Raw genomic sequence first — 26,947 nt, forward strand, 5'->3', positions numbered from 1 at the left:
CTGAATCATTCAATCCGACTCAAGAAGGATATGAGGCTGGTGACCTAATGAGTGACGACGACACGTTCCTAATCGTGGGTGCTGGACCGGCTGGAATGCTCTTGGCCGGATTGCTCGGTAGCGCCGGATTCCGTGTAGTGGTGCTAGAGAAAGCGAAGGGCTTCAGTCGAACATTTCGGGGCGAGTCAATTTCTCCAGACTCAGTACGCATCCTTGCCAAGCTGGGTGTCCTCGACTACGTCCCGGAGGACCGCATACGGTCGGTGCGCGGTACAACCATCACCGACGGCGGCTCCCGCGTTCTGACTGTCGATTTCGAACGGTTGCTGCCAGGGCTGGAACTTCCCGCCGAGATCCCGCAGGACAGTTTGTTGGCTGCGATGCAGGCAAGTGCCGAACAGTACGGCACAGTCGACGTGCGTTTCGGCGCAAAGGTTGTGGGGTTGGAACGCGCAAGCGGGCGGGTCTGTGGAGTGCGCTATCACAGTGGCGGGCAGGAGCACACGCTGGCCTCGCGCCTTGTCATCGGGGCTGATGGCCGGTACAGCGCTATGCGAGACCTTGCCGGGTTTTCGTACGAGAAACAGGTGCTGGCACGGGATTTCCTGTGGATGAAGGTGAGCGCACCGAACAGCTGGGATTCCGATCGCTACCACGTACGAATCACGCGATCGGATCACCTGGTGTGTATTCCGACGGTGCCGGACATGGTACGGCTCGGCGTGAATATTCCAAAGGGAGGTCTACGCGATGTGCGAGACCGCGGGTTTGCCTCGTTTATCGACAGGATCGCGTCAGCGGTTCCTGAATTGGAGGAGGTGCTGCGAACCGAGGTAACAGGCTGGAAGGACACGTCCATGCTGGACATCTTTACGACCGTCTCCGCCGAATGGACGCAGCCCGGCCTGGTCTTGATCGGTGATGCTGCACATGCGATCACCCCAATATTGGCGCAGGGGGTTAACAATGCGGTTGTCGACGCGCTGGTGTTGGCTGATCAGGTCCGGCTTGTCGATACGGATTCGAAAGCCGAATTGGATGCTGCTACAAGACGATTCGCTGACCTGAGACGGCCAGATGTAACCGCCTCCCGAGCCGTGCAGCTTCGGCAGGAACGTTTGTTCGAGCTAAGTGGTATGGGTGCTCTCCTACGACGCCTGCTGTATCGGGTTGTCGATCTGGTACCGCCGCTGCAACGCAGAATTTGGCGCCCGGTGTACTACGGCCTGCAGGATCCCTCGAATCCTGCATCCAAGGCTCTTGAACGTTGTAGAAAGCGAGCCTCATCGACGGCGGATGAGCCTTCATGATGTATTGCGTGGAGTGGCCTGATCCCGAATAGTCGGTGCAGACTGGGGCGTCACGTCAACAGGGCTAACGGCTACGCTGTCACCGGGGCGACAGTCGGATCGAACAGCAAATTGCCAAAGTCCTTTTGCATCAACACGTTCTGAAATGCACAGATCTGTTCGGCTGGAACGCTGACGAGATCGCTGCTATCACCCAACCTTGACACTCGACCTCACAAAACTCTCGGATAGCGCACCTCCCCGAAGCATCCAACGACCACCACGCTGCCGATCGCCCCAAGGTTGGGAATTGACTGCGGATCACTGACGCGATTCAAATCCATTGTTGGAGAGGTCATCACGCACGACGGCCTGGCACGAATGAGCCTTCGTTGGCGAAAATGCGAGCCGGGCCTGCCGTTCGCTCGTGGCTGCCTCGGCGCCGAGGGGTTCCTGGCTGCGCGTGACATCCGTTGCACGCCTGGAGGTTTCGGTAACCAGGATCTCCTGGTAATGTCTCTTATCGTAATCACCCTCTCGTCCAACATGTTTAGACGATCCGCGGTTGCGTGAGACGACATGACAGTGAGGTAAGTCTGTTGTGAGGAACTACAATCCATGGCCGTCACTGGGCGCACTAGTGGTTGGCTTCTTCATGATTATTTTGGATATGACGATAGTCGCTGTCGCCAATCCAGCGATCATGAAGCACTTCAATGCCGGTGTATCTCAGGTGATCTGGGTGACCAGCGCTTACTTGTTGACCTTTGCGATTCCGCTACTGGTAGCAGGGCGGATTGGAGACCACTTCGGACCAAAAAATCTCTACATCATTGGCTTGGCGATGTTTAGCGGTGCTTCATTGGCGTGTGGCCTCTCTACATCTATCGAGATGCTCATCGCGGCCCGGGCAGTGCAAGGCGTCGGAGCCGCACTCGTAACGCCCCAGACAATGGCGGTGATTACCCGCACCTTTCCAACCGAGCAACGCGGCGCCGCGATGAGTCTATGGGGGGCGACCGCCGGGCTGGCCAACCTGCTCGGACCACTGATCGGCGGCGTGCTGGTCGGCGGTCCGGGCTGGCAATGGATCTTTTTCGTCAACGTGCCAGTGGGGGTTGTGGGCCTGGTTCTAGCGATACGGTTTATTCCAACCCTGCCCACCCATAAGCACCGATTCGACACCATTGGTGTGGTTCTCAGCGGCCTGGGCATGTTTGGCCTTGTCTTCGGCGTCCAAGAGGGTCCACAACATGATTGGGCCAACTGGATTTTGGGGATGATCGCCGCAGGGATTGCGTTACTAGCTCTGTTTGTTCGGCAACAACGAACTCACCCAGGCGAACCGCTGATGCCTGTAGAGCTGTTCCGGAATCGAAATTTCTCGCTCGCAACCCTGGCAACTGCTTCCATTAGCGCCAGCGTCGCCGCTTTAATGGTGCCGACCTACTTCTATCTGGAAGTAGCGAGAGATATGGTGCCGACTCGCGCAGTATTAGTGTTCGTGCCGATGGCAATTTCAAGTCTATTGTTCACTCCGATTGTCAGCAAACTCAATGACCGCATTCGGCTAGGGGTTATACCAACTTTCGGATTTGCCGTGTTTGCATTGTCGATCTGCGGCTTCGCGATACTTATGACATTGACTCCACCAATCCAAGTATTCGTACTAGTTTCAGCGATCTTCGGGATAGCCAACGCTTGTATTTGGGCCCCCCTGGCCACCACTGCCACAGTTAACCTCCCCGAGTACCAGGCGGGCGCCGGGGCCGGAGTCTACAATGCAATCCGCCAGCTCGGTGCAGTCATCGGCAGCTCTGCCATTGCCGTAATTTTATCCAGCCAAATGCTCTCGCACGGGCTCGGACCGAGTAGCACTATGACTAACGTTGTACAAGGCCACGGTGTACCTATCGGTGCCAAGCAATCATTCAGCGCCGCTCTCGCCGGCTCCATGTATCTTCCATTCGCATTGTTGACCGTAGGCTTAGTTTCAACGATTTTCATCGCGCGGGGCGGATCGCCCCGATTGCCCAATCTTAATTCGTATAAAAAAGCAAAAGCAACGGGTCATTCGATCTTTCGGAAGCGGTTGACATCTGCGATTGATGATTCGGAAAGAGATTCATCGTCACACAAACCGGTAGAGCAGGTAACGGCCATTGCTCCCGGAGGCACAAGCGCAAGGAATGGGCGTCATTTAAGACGCAATTAGGTCGCATCGCCACAGTAATTCGTATCAGAGAAAACGCAACTACTATCAATTTGGTGGCATGATGGAAACCATACGCTTTATCGATTATTTCCACACGGTCAAGTCTTGGGCAGAGATTCATCCAAATCGAACCGCGTTGAGATATCTAACTGAAGGCAGTTTGGATGGCGAGGCGAATGAATGGTCTTATCAGGACCTCATCGTGTACAGCTGCGCGGTCGCCGCACACCTGCGTAAGACACTAAACGTCGGTGATCGAGCTCTCCTGCTGTATCCCCCGGGACTCCCATTCGTCGCAGCTTTCCTCGGCTGTCTAGCGTCCGGAACCATCGCAGTGCCAGCTCCGCTACCTGACGGCCGCGACAAGGCGCAGGACCGGCTGGCAGGAATCGTCGCCGATTCCGGTGCGCAAGTAGTCCTGACTGAGTCGTCGATTGCCCCCCTCGTCGCCGCGTGGGCGAACACGCTGCCCGCTCCCGTCACTACCTGTGCAACGGACACAATCGCTACCAACGGGTCACCCGACTTTGTCCCTACCCAAGTCGCTCCGTCGGATCCGGCCTTCCTTCAATACACATCTGGATCAACCAGCTGCCCAAAGGGAGTCATCGTGACTCACAGGAACCTGGTGCACAACGAGATTGAGATCAAAAGTGCTATCAATTCCGATGACGGACTGTCGGTGGTCGGCTGGCTACCGCAGTTCCATGACATGGGGCTGATTGGGATGGTGTTGCACCCCCTATTCGTCGGAGGTGTCTCGAGCTTTCTGTCTCCCTTAACGTTCATCAAGCACCCGATTCAGTGGCTTCGTGCGATGTCTGCCTATCGCAGTACGATGTCCGTCGCACCGAACTTCGCCTTCGATCTAGTCGTGCGGCGTTGCACCCCAGACGAACTCGCGGGCATTGACCTGTCATCGGTGGGGTCAATTCTTAACGGATCGGAGCCGATTCAAGGGGACTCGATCACGCGATTCTCTACTCTGCTGGCACCTTACGGTCTGGCCCCCAACGCCGTGATGCCGGTCTACGGCCTGGCTGAGGCAACGCTGTTCGTTACCGGTACTTCACCAGCTACCCCGATGACTTGTGTGACGGTCGAGGCTGACGCACTCGCCGGTAACCGACTCGTTGTCGTAGCGGACGGAACCCCACATTCGCGCGTGCTGGTGGCCAGCGGACACTCGCAAAGTCTTGAGATAGCCGTAATGGACAAAATCGGCTCGCGTCTCGCTGACGGGGAAATCGGCGAGGTCTGGGTACGCGGAGACAGCGTCGCCGCCGGCTACTGGAACATGCCGGAACAATCCGCAGCGACGTTCAACGCTACTTCAACAAGCGGCGCCAACGGTTGGTTGCGCACCGGTGATCTCGGGGCAATGGTCGACGGTGACCTCTTCATCACTGGGCGCATTAAGGAATGTGTAGTACTCAACGGGCGCAACCTCTACGCCCATGACATCGAGGCCGCCGCCCGGGCGGCTGTTCCAGCCCTCACTTACGGAGTCGGTGCAGCGTTCGCGGTAGGAAACCCGGAGCGGCTGGTGCTGATTCACGAGGTCCGTCCTGAGCACCTTGGGAACCTCACATTGGAAGAGGTCGCAACGACGGTCCGCTCCGCCATATTCAACGAGTTCTCGACCTCACTTGCCGATCTTGTTCTGCTGCCGCGCGGGGGAGTTGCCCGGACCACAAGCGGGAAGGTCCGTCGGAATTACATGCGCGAGATGTATGAGACCGGCCAGCTATCTGCGATCTCCGCTGTTCCGGTTGCCGAAAGCTCGAATACGCCGGTCAAGAAGGAAATCCGGTGACCCCTCGCTCCGAAAAATCACAGTACCTGCGCTTCGACATATTGGACGACCTCGAAGCCGCGCTCGGTAATCCTCGTGATCCTGAGAATCTCATGGGCTTCGATGTCCTCGGCGCGCAGGATCGGTCTGACGAGTTCCCCAGTCACGCTATCGATTTGTTGAATCGCCTCGGCATCGCCGACTTCTACGTACCAGATGCAGACGGGGGGCGGCTTACGGACTATCTCGAGCCGTTCTGGCTGATCCGGACGCTCGCCCGCCGGAGTATCACCCTGGCCGTTGCGCACGGCAAAACCTTCTTGGGCACGGCGACTGCGTGGGTTGGCGCGAATGAGCAACAGCGCGAACGGGTTTCGGAACTGGTCCGTTCAGGCACTCCGATCAGCTGGGGTCTTACTGAACGTGATCATGGATCCGATCTGCTCGCTGGCGAAGTGGAAGTAACGGACGGCCGACTGAACGGTTCAAAATGGCTAATTAATAACGCGACACGGGGCGGCGCGATAGTAGTCATCGCACGGACCTCCGCCGGTGGTGGTCCGCGAGGATTCGATCTGGTGCTCGTAGTTAAATCTATTGCGGAGACGTCGGATTCTGATCCTGGATTTCGGCATCTACCAAAAGAACTCACTCACGGCATCCGCGGTGCCGACATCTCCGGGATTGAATTTGTTGACTTCCCAGTGGATGAGCAATCAATCATTAGCAAGCCGGGGCATGGGCTGGAAAACGTGATGAAAGCGCTGCAGTTGACTCGTACACTGTGCTGCAGCCTCTCGCTTGGAGCCACCGATCGGGCTCTGCACAACGCCGTGAGGTTCGCGGAAGAACGCCGCCTATATAACCGGACTCTCATTGAGCTACCGCAGGCCCAGCGAATCCTCTCCGACGCATTTGCCGACCACCTACTCAACGAAGCAATGGCGATCGCAGTGGTTCGCTCCATTCATACACTGCCTCAGGAACTTTCAGTCCACGCTCCCGCTGCGAAGTACTTCATTCCGACCCGAACGGAATCCGCCCTAGCCTCACTCCGCGGCTTTATGGGTGCTCGCGCGTTCCTCGATCCAAGTTCGAATGGCGAACCGCCTCTGAGCCGTATAGAGCGTGATCACCGCATTGTCTCCCTGTTCGATGGAAACACGGTCGTGAACTTGACCTCGTTGATAATGCAATTCCCGTTTATGAATAGGCCAGACCTACCCGCTGAGTCGGCCAAGATCGTCGCCGAGGCACCGACGCCGAATCTCAGCCGTCTGTCACTGCTTAGCCGCGGCGGCTCGACGATGCTGCGAATGCTTGCCGACGCAGTTGATCAGCTCTGCGAACTTAATCCGCCAGAAGACGTCTGCAGCGCATCGATCGAACTTGTCGGTGCCGCTCGACAAATACTGCAAGAAGTCACCACGGTTCACTGGAACCCAACCGAAATGCCGGACTCCAACTTCGCACTAGCCGAACGACTCTCGTGTGTAATCGCTGGAACTTCGGCGTTACACGTTTACCTGACTTACGCAGGAACCATCGACTCCCCCCTGTGGGGCGATGCATTGTGGCTGCGTCTAGCTCTCCCACGCATCCTTGCCATGCTGAATCTCGACGCGCCAACCACCGGAACCACCGCCGATCACGAGGCGGCCACCGCTGTTCTTCGCCAACTCGCCAGTACCGACCAGGGCTTCAGCCTGCTTACCGTCGCCATTACAGGAGGCTTTGAATGATCAACGCTACTGTCGCGACCGATGCCACGATTGAGGAGGCACTGGGCGACCCGTTTTGTCCTAATAATCCACATGGCGTCGAAGCCTTACTTACCGCTGATAGCCAAGGACTGCCACCTGACGCTACGTATGCTTTGCTCAATGAAATTGGGCTGCAACGGATCTTCGTTCCAACGCAGCTTGGCGGTAGTTTCTCAGATGTCCCGACAGTGCTACGCACCCTTCAACCGGTCTTTGCCCGTGATGCCGGACTCGGACTTGGGTATGGTGTCACGTCGCTCATGGCGGGACTCAATGTGTGGCACAGCGGCAGTGCTATTCAACAACGGGAGCTGGCCGACCGTCTTCTCGCCAGTCAGTCAGTATCTGTCGCCTACCACGAACTCGACCACGGCAACGACTTTTCTTCCAATAGCCTGCAGGCGGTACCCGACCCGTGCGGGTATCGCCTGCACGGGCGAAAGGAAGTCATCAACAACGCAGGACGAGCATCGAGTGCCGTGGTTTTTGCGCGTACTTCTGACACTCCTGGCCGCAGCCATTCCCTGTTTCTCGTCGATCTCGGCAATGCCGACGCGCCCGACATGACCACCGCGCGCCGACTGCCCCGCTTTCGCACGACGGCACTATGTGGAGCGCAGCTAGCGGGTCTCGAATTCGAAGGCCATCCGGTCACCACACAGGATCGCATTGGTGCCGAGGGACACGGAATCGAAATCGCGCTCAAGTCTTTCCAAGTCAGTCGAGTCTTAATGGCAGGGGCTGCACTTGGTCCGGTGGACATTTCGTTGCACATGACGGCCGCATTCGCCAGCCAACGCATCGTGTATGAACGGCGGGTTGCTGAAATTCCACATGCACGAACCAACCTGGCAATTGCTCAATCGTTGCTATTGGCAGTTGATGCCGCAGTTAGCGCCGCCGCGGTCTGCCTGCACACCGCGCCGGAGTACGCCAGCTCTCAGGCTGCGGCCGTCAAATACGCAGCGCCTATACTCCTCGAATCCGCGATGGAGCACCTTGCTGTGGTGCTCGGCGCCCGCTTTTATCTGCGAACCGGCCCCTTTGCATTGTTCGGTAAGCACTACCGTGACCTTGCGCCCCTTGGCATCGGGCACGCAGGAAGTACCTCGTGCTTGCTGTCGCTGCTGCCCCAGATCCGTCAGCTCCTGAGGGAGAATGTCGATACCGCCACCAGAACGGCGGCCCCAAGCACCCTTCCGCCGCTGGATTACTCACGTCTATCTTTACGGACAGGAAGTCCTGATCCAATCGTGACGCAAATACCGCACGCTGCTCAGTTGCCGCACGGTCACTCACAGAACGATGCGGTTGCGGAGACTATCGACGCATTGGCCAGACTTCGAAACGGCGTGGCCGCCTTGCCAGCATCGTCGCTGGGTGTCACCGCTTCACCCGATGCCTTCGACGCTGCCGCCCGGTACGCAAAAATATTTGTTGCCGGCGCGGCGCTTGCCGCGCGCGAACGGAGCAGGACCGAATTCTCCGATGCGTGGGTGCGGATCGCTCTTTCCGCCATTCACGCCCACGGCCGCAGACGTCCAGCCCTTGATCCGACTGACGTCGACGTCGTGATGCACCGAATTGAGCGCAACACTGCGGGCGGTCGATCGCTCTTACTCGATGAATATGCCGTTCAGCGCTCTGTCCCTGCTCTCTAGGGGGTGTATCTCTAGACCTAGTTGCGATTCAGCACGAACTGAAAACCTACAGCGGTGCAACCTGTTCAGCCGGGGTAATGCTCATGACGTGACGCTGTTGCCGGTGGCTGGGTTGGTCGTATGGGCGTCTAGCGAGCGGGTTGGTGCGACCGGTAGGTCCGGCATGAGTGCATTCCCCGCGAGGTGCAGGCGCGGTGTTCCCGCACCATCGAGTGCGACTGGCCTGAAACCGATTTGGTTGATCCTTGGCAGGAAGGGTTGACCAAGATGAAAGAACACCCCGGCGGCCTGCGGCGAACTCGGGACGCGCCGAGGCTACACGACATCAAGTTCGGCATTCGAATCCTCCCGCACGCGTGAATCCGGATTCCCTTGCAAGGGGCCACTATTCGGCCTAGCCGGGCGAGAGCGAACCAATTTGGGCCACCAAAACCAGCGTCCGAGCAGTGCGGCAATCGACGGAGTCATGAACGAACGTACGATTAATGTGTCGAATAGCAATCCGAGCCCAATGGTCGTCCCAATCTGACCTAAGACTTTCAAGTCACTTACGATAAACGATGACATGGTCGCGGCGAAAATGAGCCCAGCCACGGTCACCACCGAGCCAGTACCAGCCATTGCACGAATTATGCCGGTGTTCAAGCCGGCATGCAGCTCACTCTTAAACCGGGAAATCAACAATAAGTTATAGTCGGATCCCACCGCCAATAGCACGATGATCGCCAACGCCATCACAATCCAGTACAGCTGGGTTCCGAATATGTCCTGCCAGATGAATACCGAAAGTCCGAACGACGTTCCCAAAGAAAGCGCTACTGTTCCGACGATAACGACCGCGGCAACTAGACTGCCGGTAATAAATATCATGATCAACAGGATCAGACTCAGTGCGGCGATCACGACAATCATCAAGTCATACTTGGCCATGTCGTGGATATCTTTATAGGTCGCCGCGGTGCCAGCTAGGTAAAACTTTGCATTAGCTAATGGGGTTCCCTTAACAGCGTCATGTGCCGCATTCAGAATAGGTTCGATATGTGATATGCCTTCAAGAGTCGCAGGATCACCGTCGTGGGTAATAATCATGCGTGTCGCCCTGCCGTCAGGCGAGAGGAACAGTTTCAATCCTCGGAGAAAGTCTGGATTTTTAAAGGCCTCGGGCGGCAAGTAGAACGAGTCATCTTTTTTGGAAGTATCAAATGCTTTTCCCATGGCCGCCGCATTCTCTGTCAGGGCGCGCTGTTGAGCGTTGATACCGGAACTTGTAGAGTAATTTTTCAGCACCAACGCAAGATTCACCATCTGGCTAGCAATCTGCGACGGCAGCAGCTTCACCAATTGCGGCTGAATCGAATCCAGCTTATCCAAACTAGCGACCGCGTGTTGAAATTTGTCACTCAGGTCATCGATGCCATCGAGCGAGTCCCAAATAGACCTAATCGACCAACAGATTGGGATATCGAAGCAGTGGCGCTCCCAATAGAAGTAGCTTTTGAACGGTAAGAAGAAATCAACAAAATTCGCAATATTGTCACGGACAGTATTCATTGTGGAGATCGTATCGTGAAAGCTTGCGGCTTCTGAATGAGTGGCATCTGCAAGACTCTGCTGCAAAGAGGACTGTTGCTCCAGGATGCTGATCATCTTCTTGAGTTCGTTAGCTTGCTTGAGTAAGTCGTCTGCGCGTTGTCTCTGGTAACTCAGATTCTCACTCTGGTCTATCGCCTGCATACTGATCTGAAACGGTATCGAACTGTGATCGATAGGCGTCCCCAATGGCCTGGTAATTGCCTGCACTTTCGCAATTCTGCGCAGATGAAAGATGCTTTTCGAAATCTTATCCAAGATAAGCATATCGGCGGGATTGCGCATGTCATGATCGGTTTCGATCATCAGCAACTCGGGGTTCATTCGAGCCTGGGAGAAATGGCGATCCGCCGCCGCATGGCCAATGTTGGCGGTTGAAGTATCTGGCAGATACCGGCGGGAATCGTAACTTGTCTTGTATCCGGGCAGAGCGAGCAAGCCAACAATGGATATCCCACAAGTTACTACGAGAATCGGACCGGGCCAGCGAACCGCCGCGGTGCCGATTCGTCGCCATCCCCGAGTTCGTGCCATACGCTTAGGCTCAAGCAATCTGAAACGGCTACCTAATGTGATAACTGCTGGAGTCAAAGTGAGTGAGGCGATTAGGGCGACCACCACGCCCACCGCCGCCGGGATACCGAAGCTGTGAAAATAAGGGAGTCGGGTAAACGTCAAGCAAAATACCGCGCCAGCCACGGTCAGTCCGGATCCGAAGATAACATGCGCAGTTTCATCGAACATCGTATAGAAAGCATTTTCCCGCGACTGGGAACTCAGCGCTTCTTGATATCGACCGAGGAAAAAGACCACGTAGTCAGTGCCCGCAGCGATGACCAACAACGTGAGCAAATTTGTGGCATACGTTGATAGATCAATTATTCCGCTACTTCCCAGCAATGCAACGGCTCCCCGTGCCGCCGCAAGCTCGACCATGACGGTCATTAATATGACAACTGTGGTGATTATCGAGCGATAGACGAAGAGTAGCATTAACGCGATCACCAGGACGGTTATCACGGTAACCTTCGCGGTGCCCGCACTCCCAGCCGCGAACTGGTCCGCGATCAGCGGTGCCGCACCAGTGACGTAGACCTTGATCGCTGGTGGTGCAGGCGTGTGTAAGACGATCTTGCGCACCGCGTTGACCGATTCATTCGCCAATGCTTCGCCTTGATTGCCGGCAAGGTAAACCTGCACGTAGGCTGCTTTTGCGTCATTGCTTTGTGCACCCGCCGCCGTCAGCGTATCGCCCCAGAAATCCTGGACGTGCTGAACGTGCTTAGTGTCCTCGCGCAGCTTTTGAATCAGGTCGTTGTAAAACAGGTGAGCTTTATCGGTCAGTGGCTGGTCAGACTCCAGAACAATCATAGCGACGCTGTCTGAATGGAACTCTTTAAACACCTCGCCCATGCGTTTCATCGCCTGCATTGACGGTGCATTAGGGGGGATCAGCGCGACATTGTGTGCCGCGGCAACCGCCTCGAGTTTCGGTACCGCGATGTTCGTCAAGACTGAAAGCGCCAGCCAGAAAAGCAAGATCGGCACAGAAAAGCGGCGGATCGTGCGGGGCAGTGAAAAACGCCACGATGTGTAAGCGCTCATCCAGACTTATCCAGACAGTAGACGTAACCGTTCACTTTGCTGATCGTCCTCTCGTCTTTCACAACACCGTTGACCGTGATGCGACATCCGATGAAATTTCCATCACCCTGCGCAACCAGATTCCCGATCACGACGGGCTCGGTGGTATTGATCGTGTACGACCAGGGCAGAGCCGTGTTCACCACTTCCTGAAGTTGAGTGTCAGCATCCAGGTAGTTGATTGTCGCGACACTGCCCGGCGTGCCCAACACCTCAAGCTTCATCCGCTTCGGGTTGAAGGGAATGATGTCGTTCGAGATGCCGTCGGTGGCGGATGGACGATGCTGGGCAGCGAAGGCGCCACTGAGTCTGTGTATCGCGAATGCAGCGAGCGAAACGACGACTGCCGCTACCAGCAGCATTCACCAACGTCGGATCACGCGCTCAGCTGAAAATATCATGCCCCGTTAGCCTTCCGGCATCCAAACGCCTCGCAATCTATGAGCTGTCCAGAGAGTCGCGACAGAGAAGATGCCAAACCAAGCGGTACTTGTCGACCGGTCGGACACCAAGACAGACTCTTAGAACGGGTTTGATGTCGCTAGAAGACCCATGTCCGCAGCGACGGTGGTTACACCGGCCAGCTCATCGGATGGGCCGCCCGCATCACCAACAAAGTAGTTCGTAAATCGTTGGTTATCAAGACCTTTCAACACGTTGCTGCAAGGTTGCCGGCCGGATTGATGTTCGCATGGATCGTCAAGTGCCGCCACCTCGACCACGATTACAAGCGACTTCCGATACCAGCGAGGCTGATGGTCCGACGCCATGCACGTGCGGCAAACGCTGGCAACAGCCGGCGGCAACAGGGCAGGAAACGCACAGGAATTTAGGCAGGAAACACACAAGTGTTTATCCCTACCGGAGAGGTGAAGTCACGATCTAGGCTGGCGAAGGCAGGCTCCGACGACGCGCCTAGACAAGAGCTAACTCACGAAAGCCCAAGAGCTAACTCACGAAAGCCATTGCTAAGAAAGGCGTTTATGATCGATGTCATACTTACTGTCGGAACCTGAAACCACTAGTGATGTCGCCCAAAGTTGGCCGACACTGCGAATGCCTACGACGCAACCGAGTTCGCCACCTTAGCTGCGGTGGCGGATGCGCGACCCGCGATCACCGCATCCGTCCTAATCGACATGTTCCTAGCCCGTACTTCATCACACGAGGAGATACCAATGTCTGCACCCGCCGCAATCGACGATTGGCTCGCAACGAAAATCGCTGGGTACCTGTCGATCACACCAGATATCGTTGATCGGGACCGCAGTTTGGCCGACTATGGGTTGGACTCGGTTTACGCGGTCACCATCTGCGGTGAGATCGAGGATGCGTTCGGCCTCCCGATTGAACCGACGCTGGCTTGGGACTATCCCTCCGTGAACGCTATGTCCGATCATCTCGATGTGATGCTGCGAGCCGCGAGCTAGGTCGAGATGGGTATCGACGTCGCCGGCATTGCATGCCGATTCCCTGGAGCGGCTGATACCGGCGAGTTCTGGGACCTATTGATCCGTGGTCGGCACGGGATTCGAATGGTCCCGGAAACGCGTTGGTCTGCAGATGAATTCACTGCTGACGGTGAGTTGGCTCCAGGTAAGACCAATACGCGGCATGCCGGATTCATCGACGATCCTGAGCGATTCGATTTCGGCTTCTTCAACATTGCACCGAATGAGGCCGCGGCATCCGATATCCAGCAGCGCTTAGTTCTACAGACGACGTATCACGCCCTGGAAGACGCCGGACTCGATCCGTATCGCCTTCGCGGGTCAGCTACCGGAATGTTCGTTGGTGTGATGTCGAGTGACTGGGCGACACTGCATCTCGCCGACTACACAGGAATCACGCCACAATGCGGTATCGGCAATGGCTACTGCATGATCGCCAATCGCGTTTCCTACTCGCTGGATTTTGTTGGACCGAGTATGTCAGTCGATACCGCATGCTCGTCATCGTTGACCGCGGTTCATCTTGCAGTGTCCGCCCTTCGGAACGAGGAATGCGACCTGGCTGTTGTGGCCGGCGTCAATTTGATGCTCACCCCTGCCCTCTCAATTTTCTATGCACAGGCTGGGCTTTCAGCGAAAGATGGCCGATGTCGTCCATTTTCAAAGTCCGGTGGCGGTATCGGCCGCGGCGAAGGAGTAGGCGTGGTGATTCTGCGTCGTTCCGCTGACCGCCCCGCCGATGCCCCCGCCCCCTATGCGAGCGTACGAGGTAGCTTCGCATGTCAAGATGGGCGGAGCAACGGAATCACCGCGCCAAGTCGCCGCGGTCAGGAGATTGCCATTACCTCTGCGTTACGTCGCGCAGGATGCGACAGTTCCGATCTCCACTTCGTAGAGGCGCACGGGACAGGTACCACCCTTGGAGACATGATCGAGGTTCAAGCGCTAGGAGCGGTATTCCGGGATCGTGGCCACCAGCCCCCCCTGGTTATTGGTTCAGTCAAGGGGAACATCGGACACGCCGAGGGAGCTGCCGGCATCGCTGGATTTATCAAGGCGTGTCTTTCTATTCACCATCGACGAGTTCCACCTTCGCTTGCCTCCGAAGACGAGAATCCAGCTCTCTCCCTGGCAGATCGCGGGCTGAAACTGGCATTGACTCCCGAGAAGCTCCCGCTAGGTACTGCGGTCGGAGGTGTTAGCAGTTTCGGATTGGGCGGCTCCAACGTCCACGTCGTCGTCGGCTCGGTTCCGCGGCAACGGAGCCCGATGCGGCCGGATCGGATGGGCGGGATCGGCGTGCTGACCGTCTCAGGAAACGATGCCGCGGCGGTAGATCGCAACCTAGATGTTCTAGTGCAGAACTTCAGCGGCCGCGAACAATGGCCTCGCTACTGCTACTCGACCAATCAAGTTAAAGCTGGGGGCTCGTTGCGAATCGCTTTGGTCGCAAGGGGAAGAGACGATTTACAAAGCAAAGCCTTGATAGCGAAACGCCTTCTCGCTCAGCATGACCGGAATTCATCGCGCAGTAGGCATCCGCGCATCGGTTTCTTATACACCGGCCAAGGATCGCAATACCCGACGATGGCAATGGCATTGCGCGACGACCACCCGGGATTCGCAAGTGCCCTCGAGGATGCAGACAAGCTACTGTTCCCCTTCTTCGGCGGTTCAGTGGTTCAGGCGATCGACCGTGGAGAAGACCACCAGGGGCGCAGCCTTGACAACACCGCCGTGGCACAGCCCGCACTGTTCACAGTGCAATACGCTCTGACTCAGACTTTTGCGGCCCACGGAGTGCGACCTGAAATTGTGTTGGGCCACAGCGTCGGTGAAATAGCAGCATGTGTGGCCGCGGGCATGATCTCCCCTGGCGACGCGGCTGCGCTGGTTGTACGGCGCGGTGCACTTATGAGTTCGATACCAGCGGGCGGGGCCATGCTAGCGGCTCAAATTCCAACTGATGACGCGATGAAATTCATCGGTGGTCCGGTTTCGCTCGCGGCAATAAACGGCCGGGCAAATGTTGTCTTTTCCGGCCCGACCGACCAGATCAACGATATCGAGGATCGGCTGAACACAAGTGGGGTGCGCACACGTCGGCTCCCCGTCTCGTACGCGTTTCACTCACCGGCCATGACCCCCATTGCAGATGAATTGGCCGCAGTGGCGCCGAAACCAAAGACTGGCACCGGTGTAAAGATGATCTCAACCGTCGACGGGACGGTAATCAGCCCGGATATGTTGGTTGGCGAGTACTGGCGAAAGCAGCTGCTGTGTGCGGTGGACTTTTATGCTGCCGCAAAGAGGCTTGAAGCAGAAGCGCCGACCCATCTCATCGAAATCGGCCCACAGGCAATCCTCCTCGGCCTGCTGAAAACGACTGACGTTGCGATGAATAGCGTGCGTGCGGCACCAATCCCCGGAAAGGCGGCAACCGGCCTGGACCTGGCCGGTGTCCTCGCACAGCTATGGCAGTCTGGAATGGAAATCAATTGGCCTGCAATGTATATGGAAAGCGACCGCGCGGTGTGTCGCCTTCCATCTTATGCGTTCGCGGACAACGAGCGCTTCTTCACGTCCGCCGCAACCACCGCGTATTCGCGGTTCGTCCAAGACATCGACGCGGTGACGCACAGTAGTAGCAACGATGCCAGGGGCCACGCGGCGCCGGTTAGTAAACAAAGCGAGGTAGCTCTCGAGAGTGTCCACCACACTATTATTCGAGTGCTCGCCGAGATCACCGGGCATCAAGAGGACGCACTGCATCCGACAGTCGACCTCCGTGACGATTTAGGTTTCGACTCCGTTCAGGCGATGCAGTTCGCTGACCGCATCGCTGCAGAACTCGCGATACCGCATCTCGACCCAGGTGCGCTGCAAGCCAGCCTGGCCACGGTTGCGGATCTCACCAACCTTGTCACCGGCGCAGCCTCTCGATAACCGTCGGCATTGTGCAGCTGGCACGTTGACCGTCCGTGCCAGCTGCTGCGGGCACCGCGCGCCGACTAACTCTGCGCCCATTCCCGTCCGCATACCCGGCAATGCCGGGTGACTGTCGACGATTGCGGTTCGCCTTGCCCGGGTTGTCGAACCAGATGAGTGGATAGATCGCCGCAACCCGGACAGGCACAGGTCGCCCGATACGGCTCGACTGGCTGGCGGGCCATCAGATGTAGGTTTTCGGCCCGTGAGAACGGCACGATCACCAGACGCTGCGGGCGGGGCGCGGCTTTTGGGGTGTCGAGCCACAAAAGGCCACAGATCACCGTCGTCACCGCCCCGAAAACAGCCCCGATGACTAGTGGGATGTTCCATGGCCAGTTCGGCGGGATAGGTGTCAGCGCGAGAAACATCAACACGGTGGAGACCAGGAGACTGATGATGAAGCCAGGCTTAGTGAATCGATAGCCGCCGACCTGCAGCGCCTGCCAAACGTCGATCTCGTGACGCCGTTGTGCAATCTCTAAAAGTGTTGGATAGCAAGGGAATTCGCTGTCTCGTAGCGAATCTGGGAAATCGGTCACGCGTTCGCGAATCTCCCGCTGCTCGGTGATCGGCCCGGCGACTGCCGTGGGGGCCAAGTTTAGTGCGGGGTGTCAATACCGGCGAGGTGATGATCCCGCAGATCGCGATCCGGACCCCATCAGGCAAGGGTCGCCCAAAGTCGCTTGGACTGCTGGCGCTGCCTGATCCGACGAGCATAAGTCACTGCTACAAGCCGGATTCCTCCGCATCGGGCCGGCACCCCAGCTGACGCCGCCTGGTCAGTCGTTGACGCCGAGCGCCGCATTCGCTGCTTCGGCAGGCCGCGGGCTCGTGCCCGCTACGTTCAGGTTCCGGGCCGGTCGTAGCGCGGCCTGCACTACCAGGCCCGCCGCCAGCGCCCAAAACGCAGCGCTGATGCCGGCCAGGCTCACTCCTGATACAGCGACAACAAATGTGATCGCCGCCGGGGCACGCCCAGCGAGATCGACCGGGCCGGACGTGGCCGCTGCCAGTGACGAGCCGAGGGTGCTGAGCAGCCCGAGGCCGGCGACCGCGCCGATCACCTCGGGGGGTGCTCCGGCGACGAGCGTGGTCAGCGCGGTGGTCAGCGCGGCCAGCACGAGATAGCCGGCGCCGAAGGCCGTCGCTGCCGGCCACCGCCGTGCCGGATCGCGGTGTGCTTCAGGGGATGCCGGAACCGCCGCACTGATAGCGGCCAGGTTGATCGCGTGCCCGCCGAAGGGGCGCCGGCTAGCGTGCCGAGCCCGGTGACCGTCATCGACTCCCGCCAGGGCACCTGATAGCCGTAGGAACCCATGATCGCGACACCGGGAACATTCTGGGCGGCCATCGTGACGATGTAGAGAGGCAGTGTAACGCCAACGACGGCGGCCCAGCTTAGTTGCGGCGTCGTCCAGACCGGTTGTGGGAGAACCGGTCCCGATAGACCGGCGTGGTGAGTGAGTCCAATCACCGTGAGCGTGACCACGAAGGCCGCCGGCACCGCCCATCGTGTCGCGAACCTGGCGAACACCAGCCAGGTCAACAAGATTGGGGTCACCTGCCAGGGGTGTGACGCCAGCCCGCGCACCGGGGTCAGGCACAGTTGCAGCACGACACCGGCGAGCATCGCTTGTGCGATCGGCGCCGGGATCGCGGAGATCAACGCACCCATCCGCGGCCAGACGCCGGTCAGCAATACCAGGGCTCCGGTGAGCAGGAATGCTCCAACGGCGGCCGGCCATCCGCCGTGCACCACTCCGGTGCTGACCAGCACCGCCGCGCCCGGCGTCGACCAGGCTAGCGTGATCGGAATCCGATGCCGCAGGCTCAGCCACAGCGTGCCCAGCCCGATGGTGACGCACAGCACCGCCAGCCCCGAAGTGGCCTGCTTGGGTCTGGCGCCCACCGCTTGCAGGCCCGCTATAACGACGGCGAACGCGCTCGTGTAGCCCACCAGGGCGATGCTTAGTCCCGCGTGAATCGGCTGGCGGAGTTCCATAAACAGAACTGTAGCTCGGGTGTTCTGTTTATGGAACTCTGGCTACGGTTAGACCATGGATGACCTGTCGGTCGTGGTGGGCGCCCGGGTGCGCGCTGAGCGCCAGGCCCGCGGGTTTTCGCTCGCGGCACTGTCGTCAGCGGCGGGCATCGGCAAGGGATCGCTATCGGAGATCGAGAACGGCGCGCGCAGCCCAACGCTGGGGACGCTGTACGCGGTCGCCGGCGCGCTGGGGCTGCCGCTAGCGACACTGCTTGACGGTCGCCGCGGAACACGCGTCGCAGCAGAAGGGATCGCCATCAGCCTGCTTGACGTCACCGAAGGTGAGCACGGCACCGTTGAGATCTACCGTCTGCAGCTTGGCGTCGGCGCCCGGCATCGTTCCTCCGCACACGGACGCGATGTCGTCGAGCACCTGCTCGTGACTGCGGGCAGGGCGGCTGTCGGGCGCGCCGGTGAGGAGGTGGAGTTGGCCGCGGGCGCATCGGCCGACTGGATCAGCGACGTGCCCCACACCTACGCTGCACTCGATGACGTGCCGGTGGATGCCGTGCTGGTGATCCGCTCACCGCACCAATCTGAGTCGGGCAAGCCTGGCGCGGGAAAACGCACCAGGTAGGCAAGAGCAAATTGCTTAGGCGTTCTCGAAATGCGCATCGAGAACCTGTTTCATGGTCGGGGTGGCGGGATTTGAACCCACGGCCTCTTCGTCCCGAACGAAGCGCGCTACCAAGCTGCGCCACACCCCGCTTGAAGCCACGACAGCGTATCGCACCCGCCCGTCGACTCGCCAAACCGCTGGCTGCGGGCTACGTCCAACTGCAGTTGCGCTCGAAGTCGACCAGCGCCTCGGCGGGACCGGTGAGTTCGAGGCCCTGAGCACCGACCCACTCGTCACTGAAATAGGTGTCGGCGTAGCGGTCGCCGCTGTCGGCGATCAGCGTGACCACCGAGCCGCTGCGGCCCGCGGCAACCATCTCGGCGAGCAGCCCGAAAGCGCCCCACAGATTGGTGCCCGTCGACGGCCCCACCCGTCGTCCCAGTACGGCGCTGACATGGCGGGCGGCCGCGATCGACGCCGCGTCGGGCACCGCGACCATCCGGTCGACGACATCGGGGAGAAACGACGGTTCGACCCGCGGCCGGCCGATCCCCTCGATGCGAGACGATGCATTCATCACCAGGTCGTAGCGCTGTTCGGCGTAGGCGGGAAAGAACGCGGAGTTCTCCGGGTCGACGACGCACAGCCCGGTGGCGTGCCGCCGGTAACGGATGTAGCGGCCGATGGTCGCGCTGGTTCCGCCGGTGCCCGCACCCACCACGATCCACTCCGGAATCGGGTACTCCTCGTCGCGCATCTGCGCGAAGATCGACTCCGCGATGTTGTTGTTGCCGCGCCAGTCGGTGGCTCGCTCGGCGTTGGTGAACTGGTCCATGTAGTGGCCGCCGGCATCTTGGGCGACGCGCTGCGCCTCGGCGTACACCTCGCTGGAGTTCTGCACGAAATGGCAACGGCCGCCCTGTGATTCGATTAGTTCCACCTTGGAGGCGCTGGTGCTCTCCGGGACCACGGCGACGAACGGCAGCCCCAGTAGGGACGCGAAGTAGGCCTCGGATATCGCCGTCGAACCCGACGACGCCTCGACGACCGTGGTGCCCTCGCCGATCCTGCCGTTGCACAGCGCATAGAGGAACAACGACCGCGCCAGCCGGTGCTTGAGGCTGCCGGTGATGTGCGTCGACTCGTCCTTGAGATACAGCGCGATGTCGACATCCGTGCCCCAGGCCGCCGGCAGCGGGTAGCGCAACAGGTGGGTATCGGCGCTGCGACGGGCATCGGCTTCGATCAATCGGATCGCGTTGTCCGCCCAGCTTCGTGAGTGGCTGTGGATCGCGATCTGGGTCCTGTCGTTCAACGCAACGATGCCGCGGGCTGGGTGCGGCCCAGGTCGCTGCGGGAGTCGCGGCCACCCATCGGGGCGGCGATCAACGTCAGCAGGGTCGCTTCGGGCCGGCAGCAGAACCGGACTGGCGCAAACGGGGAGGTGCCCAGGCCCGCCGAAACGTGCAACTGCATGTTGGCGCCCCAGCGTGACGGCCCCTTCGCGCGGGACCGGTCCAGGCCGCAGTTGGTCACCAGCGCGCCGTAGAACGGCAGACACAGTTGGCCGCCGTGCGTGTGTCCGGCCATCACCAGCTGGTAGCCGTCGGCGGCGAAGCGATCCAGCACGCGCGGCTCGGGGGAGTGGACCAGTCCCAGTCGCAAGTTCGCCGCGGGGCTGGCCGGACCGGCGATCGTCTCGTAGCGGTCGCGGTCGATGTGCGGGTCGTCTACGCCCGCGGCGGCGAGGTGCAGGCCGCCCACCTCGAACTCGCGGCGAGTGTGCGTGAGGTCGAGCCAGCCACGCTCGGTGAACGCTGCCCGCAGATCCTGCCAGGGCAGCGGCTCGCCCTTTATCCGGTGCGACGGGTTGGTCAGGTAGTTCAACGGGTTCTTCAGGCGCGGCCCGAAGTAGTCATTGCTGCCGAAGACGAAGACACCCGGGCGCGACAGTAGATCCCCGAGCGCCTGCACGACCGCCGGCACCGCTTTGGGGTGGGCCAGGTTATCGCCGGTGTTGACGACCAGGTCGGGCTCCCAGCCGGCCAGCTCGCGCAGCCAGGCCTGCTTGCGACGCTGGTTGGGCATCATGTGCAGATCGCTGAGATGCAGTACCCGCAGCGGTGTGGAACCCGGCGATAAGACCGGCATGGTTATTTCGCGCAGAACAAAGGCATTGCGCTCGACGACCGCGGCGTAACCGATGCCGGCGATGGTCGAACCGACCGCGACGGCGCCGGTGCGGATCAGGGCGGGCAAAACATCAGCCATGCACGCAGCCTACTGCCGGCCGCGGACTCACGAGCACGTGTCGCGCCTTCGCGTTGCCTACGGGGGCGGTGGTGGCGGCGGAGGCGCCAGCAGCGGAATGGTGATTGGCGGCAGCCCAGGAATCTCCACGACCTGCGAACCGATCGGCAGCGGCGCACCATCCGGCGGCGGAGGCGGTGGCGGCGGGATGCCGTTACTGACCTGAATGGTGACGACCGAGCCGGGAATCGTATTTCCGGTCGGCGACGTCCCGACCACCTCGCCCAACTTCGCGCTGCTGTTGACCGAGTTGGTTTGGTCGGCGACCTGGAAGCCCGCGTCTTTGAGGCGCGAGCGCGCCGAGTCCACGTCCATGCCGGCGACGCTCGGCACTCGTGAGCCGGGTGCCCCCTCGACGTAGCGGGGGTCGGTCGGCGGCAGTTTGACGTCGCCGAAGCTCAGGGCGATCGGCTTCATCGCGGTGAACCAGGTACGTGCGGGCTCGTTACCGCCGTACAGGTCGCCCTCGCCGCAATGGCGCAGTGGGGACGAGCACAGGTCCGTCGGCGTGGTGGAGTCGTCGTAGATGTAGTTGGCCGCCGCGTAGTGACTGGTGAACCCGACAAACCCGGAGGAGCGGTGGGCCTCGGTGGTGCCCGTCTTGCCCGACACCGGTAGATCCCATCCCGCGGCGCCGGCCGAACCGGCCGCGGTACCGCCGCCCGTGGCGTCTTTACTCATCGCGTTGGCCAGGGTGTTGGCCAGGCCTGTGGGCACCACCTGATCACAGGTCTCGGTGGTCACGGCGACGTCATTTCCGTTGCGGTCGATCAGCTTGTCGATTGGGTTCGGTGGGCACCACACACCGCCGGACGCCAGCGTGGCCGCGACATTCGACAGCTCGAGCGCGTTCACCTCGATCGGGCCGAGCGTGAACGACCCGATGTTCTGCCGCTTGACGAAGTCGGCCAGGCTCTCGTTGCTGTCGGGGTTGTAGTCGCGGGCGGTGCCGGGATCGGCGTAGGACCGCAGCCCGAGCTTGATCGCCATGTCTACCGTGCGCGTGACCCCGACCTGTGAGATCAGCTTGGCGAACGCGGTATTGGGCGAGGTGGCCAACGCCTCGGTCACGTTCATCGACCCACGGTAGTTACCGGCGTTGATGACGCACCAGGTGTCCTTGGGGCAGCCCTTGGCCCCTCCGCTACCCAGGCCCTTGGACTGGAACCGCGGCGGCACGTCGAGGGTGGCGTTGATACCCATACCCATGTCCAGCGCCGCGGCCGTGGTGAAGATCTTGAACACCGACCCGGCGCCGTCACCCGCCAGCGAGAACGGCTGCGGACGCATGGTCTGGCCGGCGTCGACGTCGAGTCCGTAGGTGCGGTTGCTGGCCATCGCCATCACCTTGTGCGATTCCTTGCCCGGGCTGATCACACTCATCACGCTCGAGATGCCGGGCAGGGTCGGACTGGCGAACCTGTCGATGGCCGTCTTGACCGGGATCTGCACGTCAGGGTCCAGGGTGGTGCGGATCAGGTAGCCGCCGCGGGCCACCTGTTCCTTACTGATCCCGGCGCGCGACAGGTACTCCTGGACGTAATCGCAGAAGAACGCGCGGTCGCCGGCCGCGATGCAGCCCCGGGGAAGCTCGTTGGGTTGCGGCAATATCCCTAGCGGCGTCGCCTTGGCGGCGCGCAACGCGTCGGTTTCCTGGGGCAGGTTGTCGATCATCGTGTCCAGGACCAGATTTCGCCGGGCCAGCGCACCGTCGGGGTTCGTGTACGGGTTGAGTGTGCTGGTCGACTGCACCATGCCTGCCAGCAGCGCCGCCTGCTGCCAGTTCAGATCGGCTGCGTTGATACCGAAGTAGGTCTGCGCGGCGTCCTGCACCCCGAACGAGCCGTTACCAAAGGAGACAAGGTTGAGGTAGCGGGTCAGGATCTCCGGCTTGGTGAAGGTCTTGTCGAGCGTGAGCGCCATCCGGATCTCCCGCAGCTTGCGTGCGGGGGTGGTTTCGACGGCAGCGCGCTTTTCAGCATCGGTCTTGGCGGTGACCAGGAGTTGGTAGTTCTTGATGTACTGCTGCTCGATCGTCGAGCCGCCTCGGGTGCCGACGTCGCCGGACGCGTAGCCGGCCAGCCCGGTCAGCGTGCCCTTCCAGTCCACCCCGTTGTGCTCGGCGAATCGTTTGTCCTCGATCGAGACGATCGCCAGCTTCATTGTGTTGGCGATCTTGTCGGTGGGCACCTCGAACCGGCGCTGTTCATATAGCCACGCAATGGTGTTGCCCTTCGCGTCGACCATCGTCGAGACCGCGGGCACCTGTCCCTCGAGAAGTTGGGCCGAGCCGTTGGCGACGACTTCGGAAGCCCGGTTTGACATCAGTCCTAACCCGCCCGCCATTGGGAACATCAGCGCCGTAGCGACCACACTGGCCAACAAACAGCACCCAGCAAGCTTAAGAATCGTGAGAGCTGCCGGCGGGCGGTCTGACATGCGTACTACAGTAACCGCCGCCTCTCGTCCGACGCTCCGTCGATCCGCACAGCGGATCAGGATCTCGTGACCAGCGGCTTTGTTGACGATGGGGATGGGAAGTTATCGATTGAGTTACATATCAGCCACCGAAAAGGGGTACTCGATCCCATGGCTGCGCCTACGCTCAACAACAAGACGGCACGCCCGTCCCAAAAAAAGCGTTATCAGACTGTTGCGCAATTGGCCCCTGACCACCTAACTTATACAGACGGTGAGATTCAGGTAACACCGATCCGCACAGTGTGGCGTGGATCGCATCAACGATCTGCCACCCGAGGAGGGCGGTCGTAAATTGCGACCGGGAGGAAGGGAACAGCTCGTGTCAGGAACACGACCGGCAGCACGCCGAACCAACATTGCGGCAGCACAGGGGGTGCTGCACAGTGTGGACGCCGAAGAACGAATTGCCTGGGTGTCCAGAGCTCTATGTAAGACCACTGACCCGGACGAACTCTTTGTCCGGGGAGCCGCCCAGCGTAAGGCAGCGGTGATTTGCCGCCACTGCCCTGTGATGGAGGAATGCGGAGCAGACGCGCTCGACAACAAGGTTGAGTTCGGCGTCTGGGGCGGCATGACCGAGCGGCAGCGCCGGGCACTGCTCAAGCAGCACCCCGAGGTCGTATCGTGGTCCGATTTCTTCGACAAGCGCAGGAGCCGGGGCGTCAGCTGACTCTCCGACCGCTGGTGTGCCGGCATAGCCAGGCGCACTGTTAGGCCGAACCACACTATTACATTTCTGTTACACCGCTGGCTTGGTTCAGCGTATGTTCAATAGCCAGCTCTGGCGCCAACTGGCTTGTGCGCGATAGCATTTCGCCGACATAGCTGGGCTTGTGCGCAGTGCTCGCCAGCGTACCTAGTTTTTGGCAGGTGCTTAGCGACCGGTTGAACAGGCCGTAAAGGCTCCCGTTTTGCGAGTGCTCAGCGGTCCGCAGCGCGGGCCGCATCATCGCCGACCGCGGTGATCTGATCGGCCAGCGCACGCAGGGCTTCCAGATCCGATACGTCGAATGGCAGCGATGGAACGCCCACGACCGGCACATTCGGATTGGCCCCGGTGAATCGGGACAGCAGCCGGACCTCCCGCTTAGCGGTCTGGCCTCGGTCCGCGTGAATCTTGAGCACGGCACTGGCCAACGACGCGGCATCGGGGTCCGCGTCAGACCTGAGTGACTCGATACCGTCGATAGCCCGCTCTACTGGCAGTGAACACAACAGTGGATGGGTGCGGTTCAAGATGAGTCCCGCAAGCGGCATGCTCTCTTGCGACAGCCGGTCGACGAAGAAGGACGCCTCGCGCAGCGCGTCGGGTTCGGCCGCGGACACCACGACGAACTGAGTGCCCCGTCTTTTCAGCAGTGCGTACGTGCGGTCCGCCTTCTCGCGCCAGCCGCCGAAGGTGGCTTCCAGCGATTGCACGAAAGTCCCTATGTCACTGAGCAGCTGCGAACCCATAATGGTAGACAGCGCCTTCATCGCCAAACCCATTGCGCCGGTGACCAATCGACCGATTCCTCGGCCCGGTGCGAGTAGTAGGCGCCACAGTCGGCTGTCCATGAAGCTGCCCAGCCGTTTGGGCGCATCTAGGAAATCCAGCGCATTGCGCGACGGGGGAGTGTCCACCACCACCAGGTCCCAGCGGTCCTCGCCAAGCAACTGGCCGAGTTTCTCCATCGCCATGTACTCCTGCGTGCCGGCAAGCGAGGTGGCAACGGTTTGGTAGAACTGGTTGTTCAGCAGTGCTTGTGCCCGCTCCGGGCCGGAGTATTGCATCACCATTTCGTCGAAGGTGCGGCGCATGTCGAGCATCATCGCGTGCAGTTCGCCAGAGACTTCGGGAGCCAACGGCACCCGCTGCGGAGTATTGCCGAGGTCATTGACGCCCAGCGCCTGCGCGAGCCGTTTGGCCGGGTCGATTGTCAAAACGCATACGGTGCGGCCATATTCGGCTGCGCGCAATGCCATCGCTGCTGCGGTGGTCGTCTTGCCCACGCCGCCCGCGCCGCAGCACACCACCACGCGGTTGGCCCGGTCAGCCAGAATTGCCGCCATATCAAGGGCTTTCGGTGCAATACTCATCGAACTCCCTGCTGTGCAAGCGATTCCGACAACTCATACAGGCTGCCGAGGTCGACTCCGTCGGAGATGGCGGGTAATTCCAGCCGCGGCACCTTCAACGCGTCGAGCTGTTGTGCGGTCTCGGCACGTGCGGTGATGCGGATGGCGTGCTGGATGGTTTCGGTCAGTAAGCCGGCAAAGTCGTTGTCTGCGAGTTCGATTCCGACCTTCTTCAAATCGGTGCGCACCGCGTCCGCGTCGATGTCGCCCTCGGCGGCCTTTGCCAAGTCGCGGGGCTCCAGATACGACGGGATGTTGCGGTTCACGATCACACTGCCGATCGGCAGCTGCAGCTCGGAAAGTTCCTCAATAGCTTCCAGTGTCTCTTGCACCGGCAGCGTTTCCAGCAGGGTCACGAGGTGAATGGCAGTCTGGTCGGAGTGCAGCAACTTCACCACGCCGTCGGCCTGCGAGTGCACCGGCCCACCCTTGGCCAAGTCGGACACTGCCTTCGTGGTGTCCAGGAAGCGTGAGATCCGGCCGGTCGGTGGAGAATCGACGACAATCGCGTCGTAAACCGGGAGCTTGTCCTTGTCGAGGCGCACCACCGCCTCCTTGATCTTGCCGGTGAGTAGCACGTCGCGCAGACCGGGCGCGATCGTTGTGGCGAATTCGACTGCGCCGATGCGACGCATCGCGCGTCCGGCGAGGCCGAGGTTGTAGAACATGTCGAGGTATTCCAGAAACGCGGCCTCGATGTCGATCGCGAGGGCATTGACCTGGCCGCCTCGCTCGGCGGTCGCGATCTTCACCTCTTCGTAGGGCAGCGGCGGAACATCGAAGAGTTGCGCAATTCCCTGGCGACCCTCGACTTCGACGAGCAGGACTTTGCGGCCCCCGGCCGCCAGGGTCAGCGCCAACGCGGCCGCGATCGTCGATTTGCCCGTACCGCCTTTGCCGGTGACGAAATGCAAGCGGGCCTTGGACAGGCGTGCCGGCCAGCCGACAGCAGCGTTGCCGGTAGAAGTGGTTGCCACCATCGCATGCTAGCCCGAGCCCTTCTGGCCCCCCGCAAATCGGGTAGCTACGTCTGATT

General features: G+C 60.2%; 17 protein-coding genes, 1 tRNA gene and 1 pseudogene. 9 read left to right on the forward strand and 10 right to left on the reverse strand.

Going from position 1 to position 26,947, the window contains the following annotated elements; translation table 11 throughout:
• Positions 1-47: 47 nt before the first annotated feature.
• The 5 genes from H7K34_RS10375 (at position 48) to H7K34_RS10395 (ending at position 8,723) form a co-directional block, all read left to right on the forward strand.
• The gene (locus H7K34_RS10375; protein ID WP_264061810.1) at positions 48-1,310 is read left to right on the forward strand and encodes an FAD-dependent monooxygenase; all 1,263 of its coding nucleotides are present in this window, start codon (positions 48-50) and stop codon (positions 1,308-1,310) included.
• Positions 1,311-1,929: 619 nt separating this feature from the next.
• A complete protein-coding gene (locus H7K34_RS10380; RefSeq protein WP_264061811.1) occupies positions 1,930-3,504 on the forward strand; it encodes an MFS transporter in 1,575 nt (524 codons plus the stop codon).
• 58 nt (positions 3,505-3,562) lie between these two features.
• Positions 3,563-5,320, forward strand: coding sequence for a fatty acyl-AMP ligase (locus H7K34_RS10385; protein WP_264061812.1), 1,758 nt, complete (start codon positions 3,563-3,565; stop codon positions 5,318-5,320).
• Positions 5,317-7,041 (forward strand): acyl-CoA dehydrogenase family protein, encoded by a 1,725-nt coding sequence (locus tag H7K34_RS10390; RefSeq protein WP_264061814.1) that lies wholly within the window; start codon positions 5,317-5,319, stop codon positions 7,039-7,041. Before H7K34_RS10385 ends, H7K34_RS10390 begins: the two co-directional genes overlap by 4 nt.
• Positions 7,038-8,723, forward strand: coding sequence for an acyl-CoA dehydrogenase family protein (locus H7K34_RS10395; RefSeq protein WP_264061815.1), 1,686 nt, complete (start codon positions 7,038-7,040; stop codon positions 8,721-8,723). The genes H7K34_RS10390 and H7K34_RS10395 overlap by 4 nt, the downstream gene beginning before the upstream one ends.
• A 315-nt stretch (positions 8,724-9,038) precedes the next feature.
• Here H7K34_RS10395 and H7K34_RS10400 read toward each other — a convergent pair whose 3' ends face one another.
• Both H7K34_RS10400 and H7K34_RS10405 read right to left on the reverse strand, forming a co-directional pair.
• Entirely contained in the window at positions 9,039-11,918 is a 2,880-nt protein-coding gene (locus H7K34_RS10400) for an MMPL/RND family transporter (RefSeq protein ID WP_264061816.1), read from the reverse strand.
• Complete coding sequence (locus H7K34_RS10405) at positions 11,915-12,319, reverse strand: MmpS family protein (RefSeq protein ID WP_264061817.1); 405 nt, start codon at positions 12,317-12,319, stop codon at positions 11,915-11,917. The genes H7K34_RS10400 and H7K34_RS10405 overlap by 4 nt, the downstream gene beginning before the upstream one ends.
• Positions 12,320-13,135: 816 nt before the next feature.
• Between H7K34_RS10405 and H7K34_RS10410 the strand changes: the two genes are divergently transcribed.
• Both H7K34_RS10410 and H7K34_RS10415 read left to right on the forward strand, forming a co-directional pair.
• Positions 13,136-13,387 (forward strand): acyl carrier protein, encoded by a 252-nt coding sequence (locus H7K34_RS10410; protein WP_264061819.1) that lies wholly within the window; start codon positions 13,136-13,138, stop codon positions 13,385-13,387.
• Between the two features lie 6 nt (positions 13,388-13,393).
• On the forward strand, positions 13,394-16,354 hold the full coding sequence (locus H7K34_RS10415; protein WP_264061821.1) for a type I polyketide synthase: 2,961 nt from the start codon (positions 13,394-13,396) through the stop codon (positions 16,352-16,354).
• Between the two features lie 65 nt (positions 16,355-16,419).
• Here the strand turns inward: H7K34_RS10415 and H7K34_RS10420 are convergent, their stop codons facing one another.
• Entirely contained in the window at positions 16,420-16,995 is a 576-nt protein-coding gene (locus tag H7K34_RS10420) for a hypothetical protein (protein ID WP_264061823.1), read from the reverse strand.
• Positions 16,996-17,178: 183 nt separating this feature from the next.
• Positions 17,179-18,401 (reverse strand): annotated as a pseudogene (locus H7K34_RS10425) (benzoate/H(+) symporter BenE family transporter).
• A 55-nt stretch (positions 18,402-18,456) separates the two neighbouring features.
• On the opposite strand from H7K34_RS10425, the gene H7K34_RS10430 reads away from it, so the two are divergent.
• A complete protein-coding gene (locus tag H7K34_RS10430) occupies positions 18,457-19,020 on the forward strand; it encodes a helix-turn-helix domain-containing protein (RefSeq protein WP_264061824.1) in 564 nt (187 codons plus the stop codon).
• A 53-nt stretch (positions 19,021-19,073) separates the two neighbouring features.
• Here the strand turns inward: H7K34_RS10430 and H7K34_RS10435 are convergent.
• From H7K34_RS10435 to ponA2, 4 genes are all read right to left on the reverse strand, one after another.
• A tRNA-Pro gene (locus H7K34_RS10435) sits at positions 19,074-19,150 on the reverse strand.
• A 60-nt stretch (positions 19,151-19,210) separates the two neighbouring features.
• On the reverse strand, positions 19,211-20,317 hold the full coding sequence (gene cds1, locus H7K34_RS10440) for an L-cysteine desulfhydrase Cds1 (RefSeq protein WP_264061825.1): 1,107 nt from the start codon (positions 20,315-20,317) through the stop codon (positions 19,211-19,213).
• Positions 20,314-21,273, reverse strand: a complete 960-nt coding sequence (locus tag H7K34_RS10445; protein WP_264061826.1) for a metallophosphoesterase — start codon at positions 21,271-21,273, stop codon at positions 20,314-20,316. Before H7K34_RS10445 ends, cds1 begins: the two co-directional genes overlap by 4 nt.
• 57 nt (positions 21,274-21,330) lie before the next feature.
• Positions 21,331-23,751: a transglycosylase/D,D-transpeptidase PonA2 gene (gene ponA2, locus H7K34_RS10450; protein WP_264061828.1), complete on the reverse strand. Its 2,421-nt coding sequence runs from the start codon at positions 23,749-23,751 to the stop codon at positions 21,331-21,333.
• 361 nt (positions 23,752-24,112) lie between these two features.
• On the opposite strand from ponA2, the gene H7K34_RS10455 reads away from it, so the two are divergent.
• Positions 24,113-24,463 carry a WhiB family transcriptional regulator gene (locus H7K34_RS10455; RefSeq protein WP_108920246.1) on the forward strand — a complete coding sequence of 117 codons (351 nt, stop codon included), beginning with the start codon at positions 24,113-24,115 and terminating at the stop codon, positions 24,461-24,463.
• A 251-nt stretch (positions 24,464-24,714) separates the two neighbouring features.
• On the opposite strand, the gene H7K34_RS10460 is transcribed toward H7K34_RS10455, so the two are convergent.
• Both H7K34_RS10460 and H7K34_RS10465 read right to left on the reverse strand, forming a co-directional pair.
• Positions 24,715-25,872, reverse strand: coding sequence for an ArsA family ATPase (locus H7K34_RS10460; protein ID WP_264061829.1), 1,158 nt, complete (start codon positions 25,870-25,872; stop codon positions 24,715-24,717).
• Positions 25,869-26,891 (reverse strand): ArsA family ATPase, encoded by a 1,023-nt coding sequence (locus H7K34_RS10465; protein WP_264061830.1) that lies wholly within the window; start codon positions 26,889-26,891, stop codon positions 25,869-25,871. The genes H7K34_RS10460 and H7K34_RS10465 overlap by 4 nt, the downstream gene beginning before the upstream one ends.
• Positions 26,892-26,947 lie beyond the last annotated feature (56 nt).

Origin of the sequence: Mycobacterium montefiorense (genome assembly GCF_025823255.1) — a bacterium.
GTDB classification, from domain to species: Bacteria; Actinomycetota; Actinomycetes; order Mycobacteriales; family Mycobacteriaceae; genus Mycobacterium; species Mycobacterium montefiorense.